The organism is Noviherbaspirillum sp. (assembly GCF_035944575.1).
Classification (GTDB): Bacteria; Pseudomonadota; Gammaproteobacteria; order Burkholderiales; family Burkholderiaceae_D; genus Noviherbaspirillum.
Genome location: NZ_DASZBA010000180.1, coordinates 1 through 24,505 on the forward strand (window position 1 = coordinate 1; position 24,505 = coordinate 24,505).

Below are 24,505 nucleotides of genomic sequence, written 5' to 3' on the forward strand. Positions count from 1 at the left end.
GGCACCATGTCACAGGAAGAATTTTCCGAGGCGGAAGCCTGCATGAACAGGTCGGCGGGCCATTGCATGACGATGGGCACGGCATCCAGCATGGCTTGCATGGTGGAAGCGCTCGGCATGTCCCTGCCTGGCAACGCCGCCATTCCTGCATCCGATTCGCGGCGCAACCGTCTCGCCCAGCTCAGCGGCCGCCGCATTGTGCAGATGGTCGAGGAAAATCTGACGATGGACAAGATCCTCACCCGTGAAGCATTCGAAAACGCAATTCGGGTCAATGCCGCGATCGGCGGCTCGACCAATGCCGTGGTGCACCTGCTGGCGATCGCCGGACGCATCGGCGTCGATCTCAAACTGGAAGACTGGGACCGCATCGGGCGCGAAATGCCCTGCTTGCTGAATCTGCAGCCCTCGGGCCAGTTTCTGATGGAAGATTTCTATTACGCCGGCGGCTTGCCGGCACTGATGGCCGAGATCAAGCATCTACTGCACGGCAATGCACTCACCGCCAATGGCAGACGCCTGGCGGAAAACATCGAAGGGGCGCCCTGCTATAACCGCGAGGTGATCAAACCGCTGGAAGAACCGTTCAAGGAACGTGCCGGCATCGCCATCCTCAAGGGCAATCTGGCGCCGAACGGCGCAGTCATCAAACCTTCCGCCGCATCGCCGCATCTGCTGACGCACCGCGGCCGCGCGGTGGTCTTCGAATCGATCGAGGAATTGCGGGAGAAGCTGGACGACCCGAATCTGGACATCGATGAAAACTGCATCATGGTGCTGAAGAACTGCGGTCCCTGCGGCTATCCCGGCATGGCTGAAGTCGGCAACATGCCGCTGCCGACCAAGGTCCTGCAAAAGGGCATTACCGACATGGTGCGCATCTCGGATGCGCGCATGAGCGGCACCGCTTACGGCACCGTCGTATTGCATACCTCGCCGGAAGCGGCGGTCGGCGGCCCGCTGGCGCTGGTGCGCAACGGCGACATCATCCAGATGGACGTTTCCAAGCGCACGCTGCATCTCGAAGTCAGTGACGACGAACTCGCCAGGCGCAGGGCGGAGTGGACACCGCCGCCACGCCCGGATCGCGGCTACGCGAAGATGTACGTCGAGCATGTGCAGCAGGCCCATCTCGGCGCCGACCTGGATTTTCTGGTCGGCAGCAGCGGCGCACCGGTGCCGCGCGAATCACATTAACGACATGCTGAACAAGCAGTAGCAAGGGAGATGAATTCAATGAAAACACCCGAGTGTGTATGGGACGCCAAGGCGAAACTTGGCGAAGGACCGCTATGGTCGGTGAAGGAACAGGCGCTGTACTGGGTGGATATTCTCAATCGCCGCCTGCACCGCTACTCGCCGTGGCAGGAACAGCGGACGTGGCAGTTCGACCAGGAGATTTCCGCCGTGGCCGAACGCGAATCGGCCGACGGCCTCGTGATGACCCTGCGGCACGGCTTCGCATTCTTCAATCCGGCCACCGAAGAACTGACCCCTGTGGCTGAGCCGGAAGCGCATCTGCCTGAAAATCGCTTCAATGACGGCAAATGCGACGGACAGGGTCGTTTCTGGGCAGGCACGGTCGAGTTCAACTGCACATTGGAAGCGGGCTCGCTCTACCGGCTTTCGCCGGGCGGTGAATGCAAGAAAATGGATTCCGGTTATATCGTCACCAACGGTCCCACCTGGTCGGCCGATTACAGGACGATGTACCACAACGACAGCGCGCGCGGTCGGGTCTATGCCTTCGACTTCGATCCCGACTCCGGTGACATCTCGAACAAGCGGCTGTTCCTGCAATTCAATGAGGAAGACGGGTCGCCGGACGGCATGGCGACCGATGCCGAAGGCGGGCTCTGGATCGCGCATTGGGGTACAAGCAAGGTGACCCGCCACGATGCCAGCGGCAAGGTGATGAAAACCATCGACCTGCCCTGCAGCCAGATCACCAGCTGTGCGTTCGGTGGTCCGAACTTCACCACCCTTTACATCACCAGCGCCCGCAACGGCCTGTCGGAAGAGCAGCTTGAGCGCGAACCGCTGGCAGGCGGACTGTTCGCCGTCGATATCGATGTTCCCGGCGTACCTGCAAACCGCTTCCGAGGATGACCCGCATGAACGCTGAAATCTATACCTTGCAATCCGATACGCAACGGCTGCGGCTCGTACCGGAACTGGGCGGGGCCGTCGCCGGCTGGGACTGGAAAACGGCCGACGGCTGGACGCCGTTGTTTCGGCCCTGGGACGGCGCGAAGGCGGATATGTATACCGTTGCCTGCTTTCCGCTGACGCCATGGTCGAACCGCATCACCGGCGGCGGCTTCGAGCAGGATGGGGTCTTCCATCCGATCAAGCTCAACCGCGACGGCGAAGACTATCCCATTCACGGGGATGGCTGGCTGCAGCCATGGCGGGTGGCGGACCGCTCCGCCGGCCATATCCGCCTCGCGCTGGAGTCGCATCGCTTCGACGGCAATCCGTATGACCATGCAAGCGTCGAGACCTTTACCTTTCTGCCGGACGGACTGGCGATCGAACTGACCGTGACCCATCTCGGCAAGCAGCCGCTGCCCTATGGACTCGGGCTGCATCCCTATTTCGTCCGCAATGCCGATACGCTGCTGCAGGCGCGAACGACCGGCGTATGGCTATCCGGCAAGGACCCGATTCCGATTGCCTATGCCACCGAGTTTCCGCCGACATGGGATTACAACAATCCTGCGCCGCTTAACGGGCCGATGATCGACAACTGCTTCAATGGTTGGGATGGACAGGCGGTGATCACTTATCCCGACCGCGGCTTGTCGGTGACGATGACGATGGAAGATTCGCCCGGCTACAGCCTGATGTACCGCCCGCCGGATCTGCCGTATTTTTGTTATGAGCCGATCACCCAGCCGATCGATGCGTTTCACATGGAGGGATGGCCGGGGTTGAAGGTGCTGGCGGAGGGGGAAAGCATGAGTTTGAAGGTGAGGATAACGGTGGCTGCGGTTGGAAACAGCAGCGTCGGTTAACACATGAAAAATTTCTTTCCCCTTGCAAGAGGGGAAAGAACTCTGGTTTTACGTTGCAAGCCCCACAGGTACGCCCGTCGCCCGACTTCTAGCGGCGCATGACACTCCCCTTTCCGCCTAAAGACGGATACCCCCCAAGCTCCAGTCTGCACCCCTCGCCATCCGACACCAGCCGCCCCACCCCACCCACAGGCAAGGTCACCTTGTCCCGCGTATGCCCGAACGGCAACCCGGTCCACACCGGCAACCCCAGCGTCCCCCTGAGATACCGCAGCATTGCATCGAAGTCGTACCCATTGTCGTAATCGCTCAACCGGTAAGCCGAAAAATCTCCCAGCACAATCGCTTTCTGCCGCGCCAGCACACCGGCATGCCACATCTGCAGCAGCATGCGCTCGACCCGGTAAGGATGCTCGTTCACGTCTTCGAGAAACAGGATGCCCCCATCCACAACGGGAAAATAAGGCGTGCCGAGCAGATGCGTCACCATGGTGAGATTGCCTCCCCACAGGGTACCCGTCAGATCGGCCGGCGGGCTTCCGGGGGAACTGAACTCGATTGTGCATGTTGGCGCCGATACGCATTGCCAGAACTGCTGGAGCGTGAAGCCGCTCAGCTCCTCGCGCGAGAAATCGTCGCAGATCATCGGACCTGCAAAGCTGACGGTGCCGGTACGGGACAGCATTCCGAGATGAAGCGCGGTGAAATCGCTATGGCCGACGAACAGCTTGCCACTCGCCGCCAGCGCCGTAAAATCGATCCTGTCCAACAGGCGGGACATGCCATATCCGCCCCGCAGCGCCAGGACAATATCGACCTCCGGGTCCGCCGCCGCGGCATGCAGACGCGCGAGGCGCGTCTCGTCGTCGCCGCCGAAACGCAAATGGCGTTCCGCCGGGTCGTGGCAGAGCTTGACGAAGCAACCGAAGGATTGCAGTACTGCGACGGCACGCGGAAGCGCCTTGCCGTCCGCCGCGTAGCCGCCGGGCGCAACGATTGCCACGCAGGTGCCCGCGGGCGGATAACTGGCCGTGATCATGGGGCAGGAAACGGCGTACCGAAGATGGGGACGCCTGAAATTCTATGCGTTGCCTGCATGCTCGATCAATTCACCCTTCAGATGGGCGCCGATCAGCTGGGCGAGCCCTGCTTCCAGCGCCGGCGGAATATCATGCCCCATGCCTTTGATCTCATGCAGGATCGCACCACGTACCAGCCGCGCAGTGTCCCGTCCGCAGGCAATCGGCACCAGCGGATCGTCCGTGCCGTGGATCACCAGCGTCCGCGCCCTGATGGTGTCCAGCATCGCAACGCGGTCGCCGGATGCGGCTATCGCCAGCAATTGCCGGGCGGTGCCGGCGGGGCAGATATTGCGCCGTATGCTGGCTTCGACCTGCCTGCGCAATACCGGCTCCGGTGTCGGATAGCCCGGGCTGCCAAGCACGCGGAACGTGCGTACGAAATGGTCGATCACGCTGTTGATGTCACGCGGATTGCTCGGCCGCGACAGCAGTGCGCTGTTGGCCGCCATCGTTGGTCCGGGCAATCCCGGACGGCCGCTGGTCGACATGATGGAGGTCAGGGTCAGCGTACGATGCGGCGCGGTGCCGGCAATGATCTGCGCGATCATGCCGCCCATGGATGCGCCGACGATGTGGGCTTTCGGAATTTCGAGCGCATCCAGAAGACCGGTCGCATCCTTTGCCATGTCGTACAGCGTGTAGCCGGACAGGATCGGCATGTGAAACATCGACTTCATGAACGCCATCGCCAGGTCGGGCTTGCCGAGCTGATCCATCTTGGTCGACAGCCCGCTGTCCCGGTTATCGAAGCGGATAACATAGAATCCCTGCGCGGCAAGTGTTCTGCAAAACTCCTCCGGCCATGAGATCAATTGCAGGCCGAGTCCCGCGATCAGCAGTACCGGCTCATGCTTGCGGTTCCCCAGCGTATCGTACGCCAGCCGGATTCCGTTACTTTCAATGACAGGCAAAACCATTCCCCTTTGATTCAGTTAGAAGCGTTCCGATGCGGATCGCGGTACAACATTTTCCCGAGGATGCCGTAGCGGTTTCTGTCGAACCGCTGCCAGTGCTGTTCGGGCTGCGCCAGCCTGTCCGCGATGGCGTATAGGGACAAGGGATTGACGCCGATGCCCATATGGCTGGCATGAACCTCGATATTTTCGGTCCGGTCAGTCTCCCGCTCCATGCTGCATTGCCATGCCACCACGCCATCGGTCCGGCTGAAAATCGACGTAGTCGGCACTGGCGGCGGATCCTTCAGCGTACTGATCCGCGCATCTTCCTCGATGCGCAGGCCGCTGGCCAGTTCATACAGCCAGCAGGCGTTCGTCGCTTTCGGGTCGCCGGCGAAGGGCGTACCCAGCGTGATCACCTGGCGCACGTCGCCCGGTATCAGTTTCGCGATTTCACGCGCATACAAACCACCCAGGCTCCAGCCGACCAGACTGACGGTGCGACCATGTTCGCGGCGCAATTTTTCAACCCGTTCGATGCATGCTTCGATGACGCCGGGACGCGGACCGAGATTAAGCCCCTGTTCCCATGCATAACAGGCATAGCTGCGCTCCACCAGGAAACCGCGCAGCACCATGGTTGCGAGATCGCCGGTTATCAAACCGGGAAACACCACCACAGGATGGCCGTCGCCTTTCGGCGCTGATCTCAGGATGGGCGCCGCGAGCAGTGAGGCGCCGAGTTCCCACGGGGCACGGCCTTCCAGAGCCAGCAGCCACCAGTCAGGTGATCTGATGTTTTCTGCCGCAGACTGCTTGCTTGACGACGATGGGGACGAAGACGCTGATGCGGTTGTGGAGAACGATGAGCTTGATCTGGGCATTCGATGTCTGTGTTGGAGCGCCTGCACATTTCCGTCTCGCCACGAAACTGCCATGCAGGGGCGCGCAGCGGGAAGACTTTACACGAGCCAGTGCATTTCTGCTCGTTTCACGGCTGGCTCAAGGCTGTTCCAGCGGCCGTGCCGTGATGTCCGTCCATCCACGCAAGGCATATGCCAGCGGCGCTTACTTTTCTTCCGGAGCAACGACACCCCGACGCAGTGCCTGACGCCGGCGTTCCGTGAAAAAGGACTTCAGCAATGCGCTGCATTCATCTTCCAGCACGCCGCCGACCACTTCGGTATGGTGATTCAGCTTTTCCTGCTCAAAGAGGTTGAGCACGGATCCGCAGACACCGGTCTTCGGATCGGCGGCGCCGTAAACCACCTGCGCCAGGCGCGCATGCATCATTGCTCCGGAGCACATTGCGCAGGGTTCCAGCGTCACGTAGAGCACGCAGCCGGGAAGCCGGTAGTTGCCCAGCAGCGTCGCCGCTGCCCGCAACGCCACGACTTCCGCATGGGCGGTCGGATCATGCGTTCCGATCGGCTGATTGAACCCTGTCGCGATGACTTCGCCATCCTTGACGACAACCGCACCTACCGGAACTTCGCCAAGCGCCCAGGCATTACGTGCCTGGTCCAGCGCCTGCCGCATGAAGGCCTCATGCATCGGCTCATGCATCGGTTATTTCGGCCCAGCAGTTGGGTGTTTCGTGCAGCACCAGTTTATGCAGGCGCAGACCGGTGCCGTATCTGTCCTGGTAGGCGGCTTTCAAGATATTGAAAGCGGTCTGTGCAAGGTTTTCCACTGTCGGAATGGAAGAAATGATGACCGTCTTGTGGCCGGGAATGCTGGCGAGAAACTCCAGTACGGCGGAATCTTTCTCATAGGCGAGGAAAGCATGGTCCCAGACATCGACCAGATGCTGTTTCGCCAGCGCCTTGACGTCGGAGAAGTCCATGATCATGCCGTTGTCGGAGCTGCCCTCCTCGCTGATGACCGCCCCGACCAGTGTGATTTCGAGCGTGTAACGGTGTCCATGCAGGTTGCGGCATTGACTTTTATGATCGGGAATCCGATGGCCGGCATCGAATTCCAGTTTACGGGTGATGGTGAGCATATTTTTCAGGGAATGTGCAGCAGTTTGTGCGTTTGCAGGCTCAGTTTCCACCGCGGGTTCTTCTTGCAGAGTTCGATTGCCAGCCGTGTATTGGCTTCCAGCTGCGGGCCGTCCATGGGCTGGAGATAAAGATGATCGAACGCCAGGTCTTCATAGCTCGCAAGCACCTGGCCCTGCTGTGGAATGACGACCTTCAGCTCATTGCCGCTGGTGACGCGCAGGAAGGATCCCGCCTTCGGACTAACGCATACCCAGTCAATACCCGCCGGCACATCCAGCGTGCCATTTGTCTCGATTGCGATTTCGAAGCCGCAGGCATGCATGCTGTCGATCAGCGGCCGATCCAGTTGAAGCAGCGGTTCGCCGCCGGTAAAAACCACAAACTTGCTGCCGGCGTAGCTGGCCGGCCAGAGGGAATCGATCTGCTTTGCCAAGGTACTGCTGTCCGGGTATTTGCCGCCCAGTTCGCCGTCGGTGCCGACAAAGTCGGTATCGCAAAACTTGCAGACCGCGGATGCCCGGTCACTTTCCCGGCCCGACCAGAGGTTGCAGCCTGAAAAACGGCAAAACACTGCCGGACGTCCGGCATGCGTGCCCTCGCCCTGCAAGGTATAGAAGATTTCTTTGACGCTGTATGTCACGTTGTTTCTTGCCAATCTGGCTGAATGTATTGCCCATGCCCGGATCCGCCCGGGCATGCTGTCTGGACAGGACTTATTCCCACTCGATGGTCGCAGGCGGTTTGCCGGAGATGTCGTACACCACGCGGTTGATGCCACGCACCTCGTTGATGATGCGGTTGGATACTTTCCCCAGCAAATCGTGCGGCAGGTGGGCCCAGTGCGCGGTCATGAAATCCTGGGTCTGCACGGCACGCAATGCCACCACGTATTCATACGTCCGGCCATCGCCCATGACGCCGACGGATTTGACCGGCAGGAACACTGCGAATGCCTGACTGGTCTTGTCGTACCACGACTTGCCTTCATCATCGCGTGCGGCGCGGAGTTCTTCGATGAAGATCGCATCGGCGCGGCGCAGGAGATCGGCATAGTCTTTCTTCACTTCGCCGAGAATGCGCACGCCGAGGCCGGGGCCGGGGAATGGATGGCGGTACACCATGTCGTGCGGCAGACCGAGCGCGACGCCAAGTTCGCGGACTTCGTCCTTGAACAGTTCGCGCAGCGGCTCCAGCAGCTTCAGGTTCAGGGTTTCGGGCAGTCCGCCGACGTTATGATGGCTCTTGATCGTATGCGCGGTCTTCTTGCCCTTGCCCGCGCTTTCGATCACATCCGGATAAATCGTGCCCTGCGCCAGCCAGCGGGCGTTCTTCAGCTTGCCGGCCTCGGCCTGGAACACTTCGACGAACTCGCGTCCGATGATCTTGCGCTTCGCCTCCGGATCGGTGACGCCGGCCAGATGCCCCATGAACTGCTCGGTCGCATCGACATGGATGACCTTCACGCCGAGATTCTTGCCAAACATGTTCATCACCATCGTGCCTTCATCGAGCCGCAACAGGCCATGATCGACGAACACGCAGGTGAGCTGGCTGCCGATCGCCCGATGGATCAGGGCTGCGGCAACGCTGCTGTCGACTCCGCCCGACAGGCCGAGAATGACTTCATCGTCGCCTACCTGCTTGCGGATCGCCTCGACCGCTTCGCTGATGTAGTCAGGCATGTTCCAGTCCGACTTGCAACCGCAGATCTCATGCACGAACCGGCTGAGAATCACCTTGCCCTGCAGCGTATGCGTGACTTCCGGATGGAATTGCACCGCGTACATCCGGCGCTCTTCATCGGCCATGCCGGCGATCGGGCAATTGTCCGTCGAAGCCATCAGCTTGAAGCCCGGTGGCAGTTCGATGATCTTGTCGCCATGACTCATCCAGACCTTCAGCATGCCGTGGCCTTCGGAGGTGACGAAATCGCTGATGCCATTCAGCAGCGCGGTGTGTCCGCGCGCGCGTACTTCCGCATAGCCGAACTCGCGCACCTTGCCGTTTTCGACCTTGCCGCCCAACTGCTCGGCCATGGTCTGCATGCCGTAGCAGATGCCCAGCACCGGCACGCCGATATCGAACACCGCCTTCGGCGCGCGCGGCGTATCCCCCTCGGTGACGGAATTCGGACCGCCCGACAAAATGATGCCGGCCGCGCCGTAATTGCGAATGAAATCGTCATCGACGTCATACGGATAGACTTCGGAAAATACGCCTGCTTCCCGAACGCGGCGTGCGATCAGTTGAGTGACTTGGGAGCCGAAATCAAGGATAAGAATTTTTGAATGCATGGAAAGGTTCGATTAAGACATTAAACTTTTTGTTGCGCCTGCACGGCGCAGTTGCGGCCGCGATCCTTGGCCGCATACAACGCGACGTCGGCGCGGCTGATCAATTCCTCGGTGGTGGCATTCGGGAACGTAATCGTCGAGGCAACGCCGGCGCTGATGGTGAGCTTGAGCGTCACGCCGCCGATCACTTCCGGCTGCGCCGAGATCGTCTCGCGCATCCGCTCGGCGACCGCCATGGCAGCAACGGCATCGGATCCGGGCAATACGATCAGAAATTCTTCACCGCCATAGCGCCCCAATGCCTCCTGCGGACGGATGCAGGACCGCAGCCTGCTCGCCACCTTGACCAGCACTGCGTCACCTGCAGGATGACCGAAGGTGTCATTGATCTTCTTGAAATGATCCAGATCGGCAACAATCAGCGAAAGCGGTGCGCCAGCCTTGTCGCAGCGAGTCGCCTCGATCGCAAGAATGCGCATGATCGCGCCCCGATTCCACGTACCGATCAACGGATCGATCAACGATTTGCGGCGGAGATTCTTGTTTTTCCTCTCCAGCTCGAGCTGCGTTGCGTTGACCGACCGGAACAGCAATTCCCGCTCAACCAGTCCGGCCAGATCGGCCAGCGCCTGCCGGTCCCCGTCGCTGAAGGTGCGGGGCGAATAATCCAGCAAGGCAATTGCACCGACCACTCCACCTTCCTTGCAATGAATCGGCGATGCCGCATAAAACTGAAAATACGGTGTGTTTGCCACGAAAGCGTGCCCGGACAATACCGGATCAGTTCGCAAATCCGGCACCGCAACCGGATTTTCCGACAAGGGCATGCTGTAGCAGAAGGATGTCGTAATTTCCGACAATAGACCGCCTTCCGTACCCGGCGACGGCAACGTATTTCCCAGCCGGATGACGCAGTTCGCCACATCGAACAGACGCTCACCGATGCGCCGGATACGCTGAAGCTGCGGATCGCCTCGGCAGTCGACAGCGTTGATGTACTCCGGCAGCGAGAACGGCTGCGATTGCACCTGCAACCGTGACGGTCGGGGGCGGTCTGTCATATCGGCAGGCCTTCAGGCGCAGCGCGCGGCACGCTCAGTCGGCACGGTAATTCGGTGCTTCTTTGGTGATCTGAACATCATGCACGTGCGACTCACGCATGCCGGCTGAGGTGATCTCGACGAAAGCCGCCTTCTCCCGCAATTCGTCGATGGTGGCGCAACCGCAGTAGCCCATGGAGGAACGCACGCCGCCAACGAGTTGATAGAGAATCGCCAGTACGCTCCCCTTGTAGGGTACGCGTCCCTCGATACCTTCCGGCACCAGCTTGTCGGTGTTGTTGGCGGAGTCTTGGAAATACCGGTCGGCGGACCCGTCCGACATCGCACCCAGACTTCCCATGCCGCGATACGATTTATAGCTGCGTCCCTGGAACAGGATGACTTCGCCAGGCGCCTCTTCGGTACCTGCGAACATGCTGCCCATCATGACGCTCGATGCGCCGGCTGCAAGCGCCTTGGAGATATCGCCCGAGAAGCGGATGCCGCCGTCGGCAATGCAGGGTACGCCGCTGCCTTTGAGTGCTTCGGCAACGTTGGAAATCGCGGTGATCTGCGGAACGCCGACGCCCGCGACGATGCGCGTGGTGCAAATCGAGCCGGGGCCGATGCCCACCTTGACGCCGTCGGCGCCATGCTCGACCAGTGCCAGCGCCGCCGCGGCGGTCGCGATATTGCCGCCGATGACATCAACCTGCGGATAATTTGTCTTCACCCATCTGACACGATCGAGCACACCCTTGGAATGGCCGTGCGCGGTGTCGACCACAATGACGTCAACGCCTGCCTTCACCAGCAAATCGATACGTTCGTCGTTGTCCGCGCCGACGCCGACCGCCGCGCCGACGCGCAGTTTGCCTTGGTCGTCCTTGGATGCGTTCGGATGCTCGGTCGCTTTCTGGATATCCTTGACGGTGATGAGGCCGCGAAGCTCGAACGTATCGTTCACCACGATCACCCGCTCCAGCCTGTGTTTGTTCATCAGGCGCTTGGCCTCGGTGAGATCCGCGCCGTCCTTCACGTACACCAATTTCTCGCGCGGTGTCATCTTCGCGCGCACTTCCGCGTCCAGTTCCTCTTCGAAACGCAAGTCACGGTTGGTGATGATGCCGACTACCTGACGGCCTTCGACAACCGGAAAACCGCTGATCCCATGCTGTTGCGACAACGCCATGACATCGCGGATCCGCATGGTCGGCGGGATCGTGATCGGATCCCGCACGACGCCGGACTCGAAGCGCTTTACCTTAGCGACTTCGCGAGCCTGTTCTTTCGGCGTCAGGTTCTTGTGGATAATGCCGATACCTCCCTCCTGAGCCATTGCAATCGCAAGGCGGGCTTCCGTGACCGTATCCATCGCTGCCGAAAGCAGTGGAATATTGAGGCTGATATTGCGCGTAAGACGCGTTTTCAGGGAAGTATCTTTGGGAAGAATGTCCGAGTGAGCCGGCACGAGCAGCACGTCATCGAATGTGAGTGCTTTTTGAAGGAGACGCATAGTGATTCCTATAGGCGCAAAACGGAATTATACAGAAATCCGTTCAATACGTCGCTTTCCGGCATGATCCGTCAATGAAAATCCTCGATTTGCGATGCTTGCAGATTGACATCCCCATTAAAGCGTGGCGAAATCAAGTTATGCCTTATTGTCAGGAATCACAATGAAAAAAATCGGCTTCATTTCCGCCGCATTCGTCACCCTTTTTGCCGCAGGCGCCGCATCGGCCCAGTTTGTCTGGCTGGACGAGAAAGGCGTAAAACAGTATTCCGACATGCCTCCCCCCGCCTCCGTGCCGAAATCGCGCATCCTTAAAGGCTTAAGCAAAGAAGCACGGGCCGCAGCCCCGGCGGATGCGTCCGCTTCGGACAACAAGGAAAAAACGCCGGCGATCAACGCAGACAAGCAACCGATGACGACCGCGGAAAAGAATGTCGAATTTCAGAAGCGGCGCGCCGAACAGGCTGAAAAGGAAAAGAAGGCGGCCGAACAGGAAAAGCTGGCAGCGGACAAGGCGAAGAGCTGCGAGCGTGCACGCGAGTATCAGCGCACGCTGGAGTCCGGCGTGCGCATCACGCGCAGCGACAGGGATGGAGAACGCACATTCGTAAGCGACGAGGAACGTGCGCGTGAACTGCGCGACACTAGGACGATTTTGCAGGAATGTAAATCGTAGCCTGGCGACATCAACCACAACGTCAGCGGGCAGCCTTCTTGTCCGCCCGTCTGCGCCTGGAATCTTTCGGATCGGCGATCAGCGGCCGGTAGATTTCCACCCGATCACCATTCCGCGCCACATCTTCCAGGCTCCTGCGTTTGCCGAAAACCCCAACCTGCAGCACGGATAGATCAATCTCGGGAATCTCGTCGAGAACGCCGCTCTGTCGTATGACCTCATGCAGCGTCGTGCCATCGGCGACCGTCAATCCACGCAGGAATTGCCGGTCCGGCGTCGCGTAACAGACTTGCACCGAAATTTCCCGCACGTCAGCCATACACCGCTTCCGCCCGCTTGCAGAATGAATCCACGAAACTGTTGGCGATCATGTTGAATACCGGCCCGATGATCTGTTCCAGCACTCGGCTGGAAAACTCGTAGTGCAGATCAAATTCGATCTTGCATGCATCTTCCCGCAAGGGCTTGAAGTTCCAGGTCCCATGCAGATGCTTGAATGGCCCTTCAACCAGCACCATTTCCATGCGGGTCGGCGGATTATTGCGATTTTCGGTAGTAAAGGTCTGCTTGATGCCGTGGTAATTGATCTGCAAGGTAGCGACAAGCTTGTTTTCTTCACGTTGCCGTACGTCCACGCCGCCACACCAAGGGAGAAACTTCGGGTAGTCCTCCACCCGATCCACCAGCGAAAACATTTGCTCCGCGCTGTAATGCAGGAGGACCGATTTATGGACGACTGCCATCGAATGTGAACCGTTTGATAAAATGCGAAGCTGAAATTCTAACCGACCCGTCCCAAGTTGCCTTATCCATGACCATTGTTGACAATAAAAAAGCTTTCCATGATTACTTCATCGAGGAACGCTATGAGGCAGGCATGGTGCTACATGGGTGGGAAGTCAAGTCGATACGGGCTGCGCGCGTGCAATTGAAAGAAGCGTATGTGATTATCCGTAACGGCGAGGTTTTCCTGTTCGGCTCCCATATCAGCCCGTTGCCAACCGCCTCGACCCATGTGACGCCGGATCCTGTCCGCACACGCAAGCTTCTTCTCAATGCCGATGAAATCAAGCGATTGATCGGCAAGGTGGAGCGGGCCGGTTACACGTTGGTGCCGCTGAACATGCATTACACCAAAGGCCGCATCAAATGCGAGATCGGGCTGGCGAAGGGCAAGAAGCAGCATGACAAGCGGGAGAGCGAAAAGCAGCGTGACTGGCAGCGGGAAAAACAAACGATTCTGAAACAGAACTATCGCTGAGATCCGACCGGACGACCGGGACCGGATCCACGTTCAGCACACGCCGCAGTCCGTCACATCTTCTGCTGCGACTTCACCACGTGCATCGCGCCGGCGATCAAACCGCTGATATCGCTCATGTTCGCCGGGACGATGATCGAGTTATTGGTCTTTGCCAGGTTCGCGAACGCATCGACATACTGCTCGGCCACTTTCAGGTTCACCGCATCGGAGCCGCCAGGCTCCCGAATGGCGGCAGCCGTCTTGCGTATAGCCTCGGCACTCGCTTCGGCTATCGACATGATCGCAGCAGCCTCGCCTTGCGCGCGGTTGATCGCTGCCTGCTTCTCCCCCTCGGATCTGGCGATCGCCGCTTCCCGCTCGCCGCTCGCGATGTTGATCTGCTCCTGGCGGCGTCCTTCCGACGCGGCGATCAGTGCCCGCTTCTCCCGCTCGGCGGTAATCTGGGCCTGCATTGCATGCAGAATTTCTTTCGGCGGCGTCAGATCCTTGATTTCATAGCGCAAGACTTTCACACCCCAGTTGGCGGCCGATTCGTCGATTGCATTGACGATGCTTTTGTTAATGTGGTCACGCTCTTCGAAGGTCTTGTCGAGCTCCATTTTGCCAATGACCGAGCGCAGGGTGGTCTGGGCCAGTTGAGTAATCGCGGCGATGTAATTCGACGAGCCGTAGGACGCTCTCATCGCATCGGTAACCTGGAAATAGAGTATGCCGTCCACTTGCAGCTGCGTATTGTCCTTGGTGATGCACACCTGGCTGGGCACATCGAGCGGAATTTCCTTCAGCGAATGCTTGTAAGCGACCCGGTCGATAAAGGGCAGAACGATGTTAAGACCGGGACCAAGTGTTGCATGGTACTTGCCCAGCCGCTCCACTACCCATGCATGCTGCTGGGGAACGACATTGATGGTTTTGAAAATGAAAACTGCGGCGACGATGAAAAGAATCAGACTGAGGCTGCCAAATGTAATTTCCATGATGCCCTTCCTCCCGAAGTTTGTTCTACTGCCTGTGATCTGAAACGATCAGCCGGTTGCCCCTTACTTCGCGAATGACAAATGTGCCCGGATGGGGCTCCACGCCCTGCAACAATTGGACATCCCAATCGGTCCCGCGATATTTTGCCCGAGTTGTATATGTTCCATCGCCAGCTTCATCCCATACATCGATCCGGACAGATTCTCCGATATCCATGATCACATTGGGATCGCGCGCCGCGTCGGTACGCGACTTCCTGCCGAACCGGCTTCGGCGCAATAAATACGTTGCGATTACACCCACGACTGCGGCGGTGAGAATCTGAATGGAGCCGCTCGCGCCGGCAAGCGCTACCAGCCCTGCTGCAGCAAGACCGACGCCGATCATGAGCAGGTAGAAGGTACCGACGAACATTTCCACCACCACCAGCAAACCTGCGGCAATCATCCAGGCTATCCAGTTACTCATTCCGTTCTCCGAACGCTCGTACACACGGATCCGCCGACCAAAAGAAAAACCCCCGCGGCGTTATGCAGCGAGGGTTTAATGCAACAATGTGAAGCTGTTTTTGTTGGTTGTTGTCCGTCATCAAGTGCGCCTAGTCTAATCGAAAATCCCAGTGGTTCAAACGCTTTTATCGCTGATTGGGCGAAGTTGCAACAGTTGCCAAAGAAACGAAAACGCGAGCACTTGGCTCGCGTTTTTCGGCAATACGGGCTTTATTTTATTAATGCCAGCTGCTGCCAGGTGTCGATTACGGTGTCAGGATTTAGCGAGATCGAACCAATTCCTTCCTTCATCAACCATTCGGCAAAATCCGGATGATCCGACGGCCCTTGTCCGCAGATACCGATATATTTTCCCTTGGCGCGGCACGCGGCGATCGCCTGAGAAAGCAAGGCCTGCACTGCAGGATCCCTTTCGTCGAAATCTGCGGCCAGCAATTCCATGCCGGAGTCGCGGTCCAGGCCGAGCGTAAGCTGTGTCAGGTCGTTGGAACCAATCGAGAAGCCGTCGAAATATTCGAGGAACCGGTCGGCCAGAATCGCATTGGACGGCACTTCGCACATCATGATCAGGCGCAGCCCGTTGTCACCACGCTTGAGGCCGTTTTTCGCGAGAAGCTCGACCACTTTCTCAGCCTGTCCCAGAGTCCGTACGAATGGCACCATGATTTCGACATTCGTCAGTCCCATATCGTTGCGCACCCGCTTCATCGCCAGGCATTCCATTTCGAAGGATTCCGCGAAATCGGGCGCAAGGTAACGTGCTGCGCCTCGGAAACCGAGCATCGGATTCTCTTCATCGGGCTCGTAACGGGACCCACCGATCAGTTTCTTGTACTCATTCGACTTGAAGTCGGACAGACGCACAATCACAGGCTTCGGCCAGAACGCGGCCGCGATGGTCGCAACCCCCTCGGCCAGCTTGTCGACATAAAAGGCTTTCGGCGAAGCATGCCCGCGAGCCACCGATTCGACTGCCTTTTTCAGGTCGGAGTCGATATTCGGGTATTCGAGAATGGCCTTCGGGTGAACACCGATGTTGTTGTTGATGATGAACTCCAATCGTGCCAATCCGACGCCGGCATTAGGAATCGACTGGAAATCGAATGCGAGCTGGGGATTGCCGACATTCATCATGATTTTCAGAGGAATGGTTGGCAGTTCACCTCGCAATACTTCCGTCACTTCCGTTTCCAGCAGGCCGTCGTAAATCTTGCCTTCATCACCTTCCGCACAGGAGACAGTGACCAGCGTACCGTCCTTCAACATGTCGGTGGCGTTGCCGCAACCAACCACTGCCGGAACACCCAGTTCGCGCGCAATGATCGCCGCGTGGCAGGTACGACCGCCCCGGTTGGTGACGATTGCCGCTGCACGTTTCATCACCGGCTCCCAGTTGGGGTCGGTCATGTCGGCCACCAGCACGTCGCCGGGCTGAACCCGCTCCATTTCCGACGGGTCGCGGATTACGCGCACCGGACCGGCGCCGATCTTTTGCCCGATTGCGCGACCGGATGCAAGCGTCGTGCCGCTGCCTTTCAATTTGAAGCGCTGCTGGGCATCGGTCGGTTTCTGCTGGGATTTCACGGTTTCAGGACGGGCCTGCAGGATATACAGCTTGCCGTCGCGGCCATCCTTGCCCCATTCGATGTCCATCGGGCGACCGTAATGCTTTTCGATGATGATCGCGTATTTCGCCAGTTCGACAATCTCTTTGTCGTTCAGCGAATAGCGGTTGCGCAGTTCGATCGGAACATCCACCGTTTTTACGGACTTGCCGGCCTTCGCCTCCTCGGTGAATTCCATTTTGATCAGCTTCGAACCGATATTGCGGCGGATGATGGGCATCATGCCTTTTTCCAGCATCGGTTTGTGAACATAGAACTCGTCCGGATTGACCGCACCCTGCACCACTGTTTCACCGAGACCGTAGCTGGAAGTAATGAACACCACGTCCTGGAATCCGGATTCGGTATCCAGCGTGAACATGACGCCGGCCGATCCGACGTCGGAGCGCACCATGCGCTGCACGCCGGCCGACAGGGCCACGTCCGCGTGGGCGAAGCCTTTGTGGACGCGATAGGAAATGGCTCGGTCGTTGTACAGCGAGGCAAACACATGCTTGATCGCCTCGAGTACGTTTTCGATGCCAACCACGTTCAGGAAGGTTTCCTGCTGTCCCGCGAAGGATGCATCCGGAAGGTCCTCGGCGGTGGCCGACGAACGCACCGCGAAAGACATTTCGCTGGCAGACCCGGCAACCAGCTTCTGATAGAACTCCTGAATCTCCGCCTGCAACCTTGGCTGGAACGGTGTCTCGACGATCCACCGGCGAATTTCGCTACCGGCTTCGGCCAGGGCGCGGACATCGTCGATGTTCAGCGAACTCAGGCGGTCGGCGATGCGCTGGGCCAGCGTCGGACCGCCGTCAGCGCTATACGCAAGAAAATCGCGAAACGCCTGCGCCGTGGTCGCGAATCCGCCGGGCACACGCACGCCGGCATTGGCGAGTTGACTGATCATTTCGCCGAGTGACGCATTCTTTCCACCCACGGACTCGACGTCCGTCATTCTCAATTGCTCAAAGGAAGCGACGTAAGTGGCCCCCGGGGTAACCCCTGCTAATGCTGCGTTGGACATAACAACCTCTGGTTTGATGATAAGAAATCTTCATGAGCGCTCTCGCGGTGCTATGCTTTTTTGTTATTCTTCTTGGAGGTTGGCATGCAAACATACGCGTATCGAGATGCGTCTCTTCTTGGTGCGTGTCTTGTTGGTGCTTGAAAATGCGTCGCCCAGGGCAGGGGCAGAATCGTGGCGGGTTCGCTGACGGTGGATTGCAGAAGTATCAACATCGATAACGCTCCCGTTCTCTGTTAGCTGCATTTTACAGTGCGCAATGGCATTTTGCCCCTTACAACGCCATTTTTATTGCTTTACATATAATCAAAATTATGCCAGACCTTCCTTCGCATCTCCTTCCTCCCGCCGACCGTACAGTGTTCTTTGTTTCCGATGGCACCGGCATTACCGCCGAAACCTTCGGTCACTCTGTCCTGACGCAATTTGAACTGCGTTTCAAGCAGGTACGCCTTCCTTTCGTTGATACGCTGGACAAGGCGCATGAAGCGGTCAAGGAAATCAACGAGGCGTTCGACATGGACGGGAAGCGGCCTATCGTTTTCTCGACTTTGGTGAAATCCGAACTGTCTACGGTTATACGGCATTCCAAGGGAATGCATATGGATTTGATTCAAACCTTTGTCGAACCGCTAGAGCAGGAACTCGGGGTTAAGTCTACCCATACGATCGGACGCAGTCACAATATCGCTGATTCGGACGACTATAAAAACCGTATCGAAGCGATCAATTTCTCGCTTGCCCATGACGACGGCCAGTCGCACCAGAACCTGGACTCGGCCGACATCATCCTGGTCGGCGTTTCCCGCTCCGGCAAGACGCCGACCAGTCTTTATCTGGCGATGCAATACGGCATCAAATCCGCCAACTATCCGCTGATCCCGGAAGATTTTGAACGCGGCAAACTCCCAAGCGGACTTTTGCCGTACAAGAAAAAGATCTTCGGCCTGTCCATTGCACCGGATCGCCTCTCGGAAGTGCGTAACGAACGCCGGCCCGGCAGCAAGTATGCGGCATTGGAAAATTGTCGCTACGAGGTCAATGAAGCGGAAAAAATGATGCGGCGGGAAGGCATCCGCTGGATGTCCTCGACCGTAAAATCCATCGAAGAAATCGCCGCCATGATTCTCCAGGAAATCAAGGCCGACAAGCGAGGGTATTGAACTGCCGCCCCAAAACACATGATGATTGCCGCTATTGATCTGGATTGAAGCGCCCGCAAAAAACCGGTGAACTAAGCTTACAGATTCCTTACAAACCGCTTATTCAGTACGAAATAATGCGGAGGCGTGCGATGGATATCATATTGATTGAACTGGTGCTGTGGGGCGGATTGCTGTTCTTTTTCTGGGCGCTCAAAGACGGATTGGGGAGCGTGGAATCCGAAATTGAATCGGCCGGGTTGCTGAATGCAAGAGGTGCGGCACGAGAAACCGGAATCCGGGAAACTTTCGCCCAGGCGGAATCATTGCGGGAGCCGATCGGCAGCTACGGCGGGACACCCATTCATCGTTACGCAGTAATCGATGGTCAACCCTACCAGTTCGACAGGGTCTGCCCTGATCCGAAAAAGGTGCATTTTGAAAGCGAAGAGCGCTGCCTTGCGCCGGGATTGGTGTACATACCCTGTTGCGTGGAGCTTGGCCAGGAAACGGAAATGGCTACCTGAGGTTGAACGACCGGCTGCTCTGGCGCAATTGCTCGAAGATACATACCGCTGCGCTGGCGGCGACGTTCAGCGATTCGACGGCACCCAGATGCGGAATCATCACGCGATGCGTGGCGAGGTTCATTAATTCATCCGATACGCCCTGCCCTTCGTGCCCGAACAGCCAAGCACAGGGTCGGGTGAGGTCCGCATCGAAAACGGATTGCTGTGCATGTGAACTTGTCGCAAATACCGGAACATCGGCTGCCGCAAGCAACTGGGCGAGATCACAGTTTTCGTAGATTTCCAGGATGAAGTGCGCCCCCATGCCGGCACGCAACACTTTCGGCGACCACGCGAAACAGGTGCCGATACTGCAAAACACCCGCTTGATGCCCGCGGCAGCGGCACTTCTCAGGATGGATCCGAGATTGCCGGGGTCCTGAAGATTGTCGAGCAGGACTGCCGAACCCGAAAGCCGGTCCGGCAAAACAGTGTGCGGCGTCGCCACGACGAAGAGCAACCCGATTCCGTTTTCGACCTGGCTTAATGTGGCGTACAACGAATTTGGCAGCATGATGCATTGCGCGCGCCCAGCCTGGCAACGGGCGACGATGTCCGCCACTTCCGGGTGCGACGCAGACTCCTCGCTGACGACGCAATAGGCAGGCATTCCGGCATGATGCAGAAAGGTCTCGCACAAGTGCACACCATCGAGCAAGGTTCGTCCGGCCTTTCGGCGTGCCTGCGAACTTGTCGCAAGATGCTTTAGTTCCTTGAAGAGAGGGTTGTCGCGCGAGGAGATCAATTTCATGCCGGCACCCTTCCCTGCGCGGTCATCGGATTCGCTGATTCCTTCGTAACGCCATCGGTATCAGCTCCCCCCAGCAAGGCGCGCACCGGCTGATAGGATTTCCGATGTGCCGGCGAAACGCCATGCAAACGCAAGCGTTCCAGGTGCAACGCGGTGGGATAGCCTTTATGGCGATCGAATGCGTAATGCGGATATTGCTCATGCAGGGTCATCAGCGCGCTGTCACGCGCCGTCTTCGCCAGAATCGAGGCCGCGGAGATCTCTGCCACCTTGTCGTCGCCTTTGATGATGGCTTCGGACCGGACTGCCATCACCGGGCAGCGATTGCCGTCGATCAGCGCCAGACTAGGGACGATCTTCAGTCCTTCCACCGCGCGGCGCATGGCCAGCATGGTCGCCTGCAGAATATTCAACGTATCGATTTCCTGTTCGGAGCATTCCGCAATCGACCAGGCAAGCGCATCTCGCTTGATCAGGATCGCGAGCGCATCGCGCCGGGCTTCGCTCAGTTTCTTGGAATCGCGCAATCCGGTGATCGGCTTGGCTGGATCGAGAATTACGGCGGCGGCGAACACCGGTCCTGCAAGTGGCCCGCGACCAGCCTCGTCCACGCCGCAGACGACATCGCCGGTGTGTCCGAATAAAGTCAGGTTGTGGTTCATGCGCCAGCCTCGACAGGCATCCGGCCAATCAAACGCATTACCGCCTGCGCGCTCTCGTTTGCGCTATCCCGCAGCAAGGTGTGATGCATGTCGACGAAGCGTTGCTTCAACCGGGCGCGATGCTGCTGATTACTGAGCTGCTCCCACAACGCATCCGAAAGCGCCTCCGGTGTCGCCGCGTCCTGGAGGAGTTCGGGCACGACAAATTCACGAGCCAGGATATTCGGCAGTCCGATCCAGGGCTGGTAACCCATGTGCCGCATGATCTCCCAGGACGCTCGCATCATTTTGTATGCAATCACCATCGGCTTCTTGAACAGCGCAACCTCCAGCGTCGCTGTGCCGGACGCAACCAGCACCGCATCGGCCGCGGCAATCGCGGTATGTGAGCGGCCATCGAGAATCTGCAGAGGCACGTCACTTAGACCTGCCGCAGCGAGCAACTGATGAAAATACGCAGATTGCCGCTCCCCTGCCATGGGAACGATGAACCGTATTGCCGGATCCCGTTGCGACAGGCGTCTGGCCGCCTGGATGAAAGCGACGGAATTGTACTTCAGCTCCGACATGCGACTGCCCGGCAGAACGGCAACCACCGGGACGCTCGCAGGCAAGTCAAGCGCGGCACGTGCGGCGGCGACATCGGGTTCCAGCGGAATGACTTCCGCCAGCGGATAGCCGACATACGAAACCGGAATGCCGGCCTTGCGATAGATTTCTTCCTCGAAGGGAAATACCACCAGCATGTGGGACACGGCACGTGCGATTTTTTTGATGCGGCCACCGCGCCACGCCCAGATCGACGGACTGATGAAGTGCATGGTGGGAATACCGGCTTGTTTCAACTGCATTTCAAGCCCGAAGTTGAAGTCCGGCGCATCAACCCCGATGAAGACAGCGGGACGTTCTTCGAGCAGTTGATCTCGCAGGCGATTCTGGATGCCCTTGATTTCGCGGTAATGCGCGAGAACTTCGAACAACCCACGCACCGAAAGCTTCTCCATCGGGAAATCGCTGACGAATCCGTGTTCGGCCATCCTTGGGCCGCCGATCCCATGAAAACGCGCTTCCGGCAGATGGGGACGCAGCCCGGCCAGCAGGCGGCTGGCAAGCAAATCACCGGACGGTTCGCCGGCAACCATCGCGATCGACGGTTTATCGGACAATGCCACGGCTGGTCACATCAAGAAAATCACGCATCAGCTTAACCTGCGCCGCCGTATCGGGCGTGTCCGCTTCTGCAGCGGCGAGCGCGCTTTTCGCTTCTTCCAGAGTCAGGCCGGATTTGTAGATGAGCTTGTAGGCGTTACGGATCGCATTCATCTGTTCGCGGGTGAAACCGCGGCGCTTGATTCCTTCCAGGTTTACGCCATGAGCGGCAGCCGGATTGCCGGACACCAGAACGAAAGGAGGCACGTCCTGCGTCAGGCTGGTATTCATGCCGACAAACGCATGGTCGCCGATCTTGCAGAACTGGTGCACCGCCGCGAAACCGCTGAGAATGACCCAGTCGCCGACATGAACATGCCCGGCAAGCGCAGCATTGTTCGAAAAAATGGTGTTGTTTCCTACCCGGCAGTCATGTGCAAGGTGAACATAGGCAAGCATCAGATTGTCGTTGCCCAGGCTTGTGATGCCCTCGTCCTGTGCGGTGCCGAGGTTGAACGTGCAGAACTCGCGGACCGTGTTACGGTCGCCGATCCGGAGCTGCGTGGGTTCACCGGCATACTTCTTGTCCTGGGGCGGCCCTCCGATCGATGAAAACTGAAAGAAGGTGTTATCGCAGCCGATCGTCGTATGTCCATCGATCACGACATGCGGGCCGACCCTGGTGCGCGCACCAATCTTCACATTGGGACCAATGATCGAATAGGCGCCGATCTCGACGGAACTGTCGAGGTCGGCTTTCGGATCGACAATCGCTGTCGGATGGATTCTTGTCATTACTGCCCCGCAGGCTGGCTGGCGTCGACGGCGCTGCGCATGGTGCACATGAGCTCCGCCTCCACGGCGGTTTGCCCGTCGACACTGCCTTGCGCCTTGTATTTCCAGATGCCGCGCGCAACCCGCAAGATATCCACCTGCATCTTGAGTTGATCACCCGGCTCCACCGGCCGCTTGAAGCGTGCGCCATCGATTCCCACGAAATAGACCACGCTGTTGTCGTCAGGTTTCTGATTCATGGTTAAAAACGACAACAATGCGGCTGTCTGCGCCAGTGCCTCGATCATCAAAACACCCGGCATTACCGGTTTGTGCGGAAAGTGCCCATTGAAAAACTCTTCGTTGACGGTCACGTTCTTGATGGCGGTAATGGACTTGCCGGATTCCCAGTCGAGCACACGGTCGACCAGCAGGAGTGGATAGCGGTGCGGGAGATATTGTTTGATCTGGGTGATGTCGAGACTATTCATTGCTATTTCCGGTAAGCGATTTAATTGTTTTTTCGAGCTCGCGGATTTTCTCACGCATCGCGTTCAAATTGCGTACGATCACTGCGGATTTTTCCCAATCGGCGTTCTTTGCCAGCGGATAGAAACCGGTGTACTGCCCGGGCTCGTGTATTGAACGCGACACCAGACTGCCGGATGAAATATGTACATTGTCCGCAATGGTCAGGTGCCCGAGCACCATCGCCGCGCCGCCAAACGTACAGTACTTGCCGATCCTGGCGCTGCCCGCCACACCAACGCATCCGGCCATCGCCGTGTGGGCACCGATATGGCAGTTATGGCCGATCTGGATCTGGTTGTCGAGCTTGACGCCGTCTTCGATGACGGTGTCCGACAGCGCTCCACGGTCTATCGATGTATTCGCGCCTATTTCGACCTCATCACCGATGACGACACGCCCGGTTTGCGGAATTTTGATCCATTTGCCCTGGTCCTTCGCAAAGCCGAAACCGTCGGAGCCGATCACTGCGCCGGAATGGACAATGCCGTGGGCGCCGATTTCACATCCGGCCTGGAATACGACGTTGGCAAACAGATGGGTTGACGCGCCTATCTTTGCGTTGCGGCCAATGAAGCATCCCGGGTCGATGACGGCGCCATCCCCAATTATTGCACCCGCCTCCACCGTGACATGCGCCCCCACGACCGCGGTCGGCGCGATATGCGCAGACGGGTCGACGCTGGCGCTGGGATGTACGCCGGCGGGAACGGGAACCGCATGCAAGTCCACAAAGTATTGGGCTGCACGCGCGAAGTATGCGTAAGGATTGGGAGTAACGATGCGCGCGCCGGCATAGGCACCGCTTATGAACGGGTCGTCCGCCTCCGACAGGATCAGTGCCGCAGCACGGGTTTGCGTCGCCTGCTGGCGCAGCTTGGGATTGGAAAGAAACGTGATTTGGGACGCGTCGGCGCCGTCCAACGGGGCGATGCCGGTAACCTCGATGTCCGGATCGCCGATCAGATGGCCCCCCAAGCGTTCGACCAATGTCTGCAGTCGAGTGCTCATGTTG

The 24,505-nt window shown here is 58.4% G+C and carries 27 protein-coding genes; 7 read left to right on the forward strand and 20 right to left on the reverse strand.

Annotation, left to right across the window (positions count from 1 at the left end):
- The 3 genes from VGU61_RS13300 to VGU61_RS13310 form a co-directional block, all read left to right on the forward strand.
- Positions 1-1,197 (forward strand): dihydroxy-acid dehydratase (locus tag VGU61_RS13300; RefSeq protein ID WP_326859617.1); only part of this gene is annotated, 1,197 nt, incomplete at its 5' end.
- Positions 1,198-1,236: 39 nt separating this feature from the next.
- Positions 1,237-2,109 carry an SMP-30/gluconolactonase/LRE family protein gene (locus VGU61_RS13305; RefSeq protein ID WP_326859618.1) on the forward strand — a complete coding sequence of 291 codons (873 nt, stop codon included), beginning with the start codon at positions 1,237-1,239 and terminating at the stop codon, positions 2,107-2,109.
- A 5-nt stretch (positions 2,110-2,114) separates the two neighbouring features.
- Positions 2,115-3,017, forward strand: a complete 903-nt coding sequence (locus VGU61_RS13310) for an aldose 1-epimerase (RefSeq protein WP_326859619.1) — start codon at positions 2,115-2,117, stop codon at positions 3,015-3,017.
- 88 nt (positions 3,018-3,105) lie between these two features.
- Here the strand turns inward: VGU61_RS13310 and ldcA are convergent, their stop codons facing one another.
- From ldcA to guaB, 9 genes are all read right to left on the reverse strand, one after another.
- Positions 3,106-4,056: a muramoyltetrapeptide carboxypeptidase gene (ldcA, locus tag VGU61_RS13315; protein ID WP_326859620.1), complete on the reverse strand. Its 951-nt coding sequence runs from the start codon at positions 4,054-4,056 to the stop codon at positions 3,106-3,108.
- Between the two features lie 42 nt (positions 4,057-4,098).
- Positions 4,099-5,010: an alpha/beta hydrolase gene (locus VGU61_RS13320; protein ID WP_326859621.1), complete on the reverse strand. Its 912-nt coding sequence runs from the start codon at positions 5,008-5,010 to the stop codon at positions 4,099-4,101.
- A 17-nt stretch (positions 5,011-5,027) separates the two neighbouring features.
- On the reverse strand, positions 5,028-5,879 hold the full coding sequence (locus VGU61_RS13325; RefSeq protein ID WP_326859622.1) for an alpha/beta hydrolase: 852 nt from the start codon (positions 5,877-5,879) through the stop codon (positions 5,028-5,030).
- Between the two features lie 184 nt (positions 5,880-6,063).
- Entirely contained in the window at positions 6,064-6,561 is a 498-nt protein-coding gene (gene tadA, locus VGU61_RS13330) for a tRNA adenosine(34) deaminase TadA (RefSeq protein ID WP_326859623.1), read from the reverse strand.
- Positions 6,554-7,000 (reverse strand): 6-carboxytetrahydropterin synthase QueD, encoded by a 447-nt coding sequence (queD, locus tag VGU61_RS13335; RefSeq protein ID WP_326859624.1) that lies wholly within the window; start codon positions 6,998-7,000, stop codon positions 6,554-6,556. Before queD ends, tadA begins: the two co-directional genes overlap by 8 nt.
- 5 nt (positions 7,001-7,005) lie before the next feature.
- Positions 7,006-7,641 carry a 7-carboxy-7-deazaguanine synthase gene (queE, locus tag VGU61_RS13340; RefSeq protein ID WP_326859625.1) on the reverse strand — a complete coding sequence of 212 codons (636 nt, stop codon included), beginning with the start codon at positions 7,639-7,641 and terminating at the stop codon, positions 7,006-7,008.
- 73 nt (positions 7,642-7,714) lie between these two features.
- Positions 7,715-9,295: a glutamine-hydrolyzing GMP synthase gene (gene guaA / locus VGU61_RS13345; RefSeq protein ID WP_326859626.1), complete on the reverse strand. Its 1,581-nt coding sequence runs from the start codon at positions 9,293-9,295 to the stop codon at positions 7,715-7,717.
- A gap of 20 nt (positions 9,296-9,315) precedes the next feature.
- Complete coding sequence (locus VGU61_RS13350) at positions 9,316-10,356, reverse strand: sensor domain-containing diguanylate cyclase (protein ID WP_326859628.1); 1,041 nt, start codon at positions 10,354-10,356, stop codon at positions 9,316-9,318.
- A 34-nt stretch (positions 10,357-10,390) separates the two neighbouring features.
- Positions 10,391-11,851 carry an IMP dehydrogenase gene (gene guaB, locus VGU61_RS13355; RefSeq protein ID WP_326859629.1) on the reverse strand — a complete coding sequence of 487 codons (1,461 nt, stop codon included), beginning with the start codon at positions 11,849-11,851 and terminating at the stop codon, positions 10,391-10,393.
- Between the two features lie 163 nt (positions 11,852-12,014).
- Here guaB and VGU61_RS13360 point away from each other — a divergent pair, with 163 nt between their 5' ends.
- Positions 12,015-12,527 carry a DUF4124 domain-containing protein gene (locus VGU61_RS13360; protein ID WP_326859630.1) on the forward strand — a complete coding sequence of 171 codons (513 nt, stop codon included), beginning with the start codon at positions 12,015-12,017 and terminating at the stop codon, positions 12,525-12,527.
- A 22-nt stretch (positions 12,528-12,549) separates the two neighbouring features.
- Here VGU61_RS13360 and VGU61_RS13365 read toward each other — a convergent pair whose 3' ends face one another.
- Entirely contained in the window at positions 12,550-12,846 is a 297-nt protein-coding gene (locus VGU61_RS13365) for an RnfH family protein (RefSeq protein WP_326859631.1), read from the reverse strand.
- Entirely contained in the window at positions 12,839-13,270 is a 432-nt protein-coding gene (locus tag VGU61_RS13370; RefSeq protein WP_326859632.1) for a type II toxin-antitoxin system RatA family toxin, read from the reverse strand. The genes VGU61_RS13365 and VGU61_RS13370 overlap by 8 nt, the downstream gene beginning before the upstream one ends.
- 68 nt (positions 13,271-13,338) lie before the next feature.
- Between VGU61_RS13370 and smpB the strand changes: the two genes are divergently transcribed.
- Entirely contained in the window at positions 13,339-13,788 is a 450-nt protein-coding gene (gene smpB / locus VGU61_RS13375; RefSeq protein WP_326859633.1) for an SsrA-binding protein SmpB, read from the forward strand.
- A gap of 53 nt (positions 13,789-13,841) precedes the next feature.
- On the opposite strand, the gene VGU61_RS13380 is transcribed toward smpB, so the two are convergent.
- The 3 genes from VGU61_RS13380 to ppsA all read right to left on the reverse strand — a co-directional run bounded on the left by VGU61_RS13380 (position 13,842) and on the right by ppsA (position 17,915).
- Positions 13,842-14,768: an SPFH domain-containing protein gene (locus VGU61_RS13380; RefSeq protein ID WP_326859634.1), complete on the reverse strand. Its 927-nt coding sequence runs from the start codon at positions 14,766-14,768 to the stop codon at positions 13,842-13,844.
- A gap of 25 nt (positions 14,769-14,793) precedes the next feature.
- Positions 14,794-15,237, reverse strand: a complete 444-nt coding sequence (locus VGU61_RS13385; RefSeq protein WP_326859635.1) for an NfeD family protein — start codon at positions 15,235-15,237, stop codon at positions 14,794-14,796.
- A gap of 251 nt (positions 15,238-15,488) precedes the next feature.
- A complete protein-coding gene (gene ppsA, locus VGU61_RS13390) occupies positions 15,489-17,915 on the reverse strand; it encodes a phosphoenolpyruvate synthase (RefSeq protein WP_326859636.1) in 2,427 nt (808 codons plus the stop codon).
- Between the two features lie 314 nt (positions 17,916-18,229).
- Between ppsA and ppsR the strand changes: the two genes are divergently transcribed.
- Complete coding sequence (gene ppsR, locus VGU61_RS13395; protein WP_326859638.1) at positions 18,230-19,078, forward strand: posphoenolpyruvate synthetase regulatory kinase/phosphorylase PpsR; 849 nt, start codon at positions 18,230-18,232, stop codon at positions 19,076-19,078.
- Positions 19,079-19,209: 131 nt separating this feature from the next.
- Complete coding sequence (locus VGU61_RS13400) at positions 19,210-19,584, forward strand: hypothetical protein (protein WP_326859640.1); 375 nt, start codon at positions 19,210-19,212, stop codon at positions 19,582-19,584.
- On the opposite strand, the gene VGU61_RS13405 is transcribed toward VGU61_RS13400, so the two are convergent.
- The 6 genes from VGU61_RS13405 to lpxD are packed head-to-tail and all read right to left on the reverse strand — an operon-like array spanning position 19,577 to position 24,501.
- Positions 19,577-20,377: an RNA methyltransferase gene (locus VGU61_RS13405; protein WP_326859642.1), complete on the reverse strand. Its 801-nt coding sequence runs from the start codon at positions 20,375-20,377 to the stop codon at positions 19,577-19,579. The genes VGU61_RS13400 and VGU61_RS13405 overlap by 8 nt on opposite strands.
- The gene (gene rnhB, locus VGU61_RS13410; protein WP_326859643.1) at positions 20,374-21,039 is read right to left on the reverse strand and encodes a ribonuclease HII; all 666 of its coding nucleotides are present in this window, start codon (positions 21,037-21,039) and stop codon (positions 20,374-20,376) included. Before rnhB ends, VGU61_RS13405 begins: the two co-directional genes overlap by 4 nt.
- Positions 21,036-22,211, reverse strand: coding sequence for a lipid-A-disaccharide synthase (gene lpxB, locus VGU61_RS13415; RefSeq protein WP_326859644.1), 1,176 nt, complete (start codon positions 22,209-22,211; stop codon positions 21,036-21,038). Before lpxB ends, rnhB begins: the two co-directional genes overlap by 4 nt.
- Positions 22,195-22,983, reverse strand: coding sequence for an acyl-ACP--UDP-N-acetylglucosamine O-acyltransferase (gene lpxA, locus VGU61_RS13420; RefSeq protein ID WP_326859645.1), 789 nt, complete (start codon positions 22,981-22,983; stop codon positions 22,195-22,197). Before lpxA ends, lpxB begins: the two co-directional genes overlap by 17 nt.
- Positions 22,983-23,453 carry a 3-hydroxyacyl-ACP dehydratase FabZ gene (gene fabZ / locus VGU61_RS13425; RefSeq protein ID WP_326859647.1) on the reverse strand — a complete coding sequence of 157 codons (471 nt, stop codon included), beginning with the start codon at positions 23,451-23,453 and terminating at the stop codon, positions 22,983-22,985. The genes lpxA and fabZ overlap by 1 nt, the downstream gene beginning before the upstream one ends.
- Positions 23,446-24,501 (reverse strand): UDP-3-O-(3-hydroxymyristoyl)glucosamine N-acyltransferase, encoded by a 1,056-nt coding sequence (gene lpxD, locus VGU61_RS13430; protein WP_326859648.1) that lies wholly within the window; start codon positions 24,499-24,501, stop codon positions 23,446-23,448. The genes fabZ and lpxD overlap by 8 nt, the downstream gene beginning before the upstream one ends.
- Between the last annotated feature and the right edge of the window lie 4 nt (positions 24,502-24,505).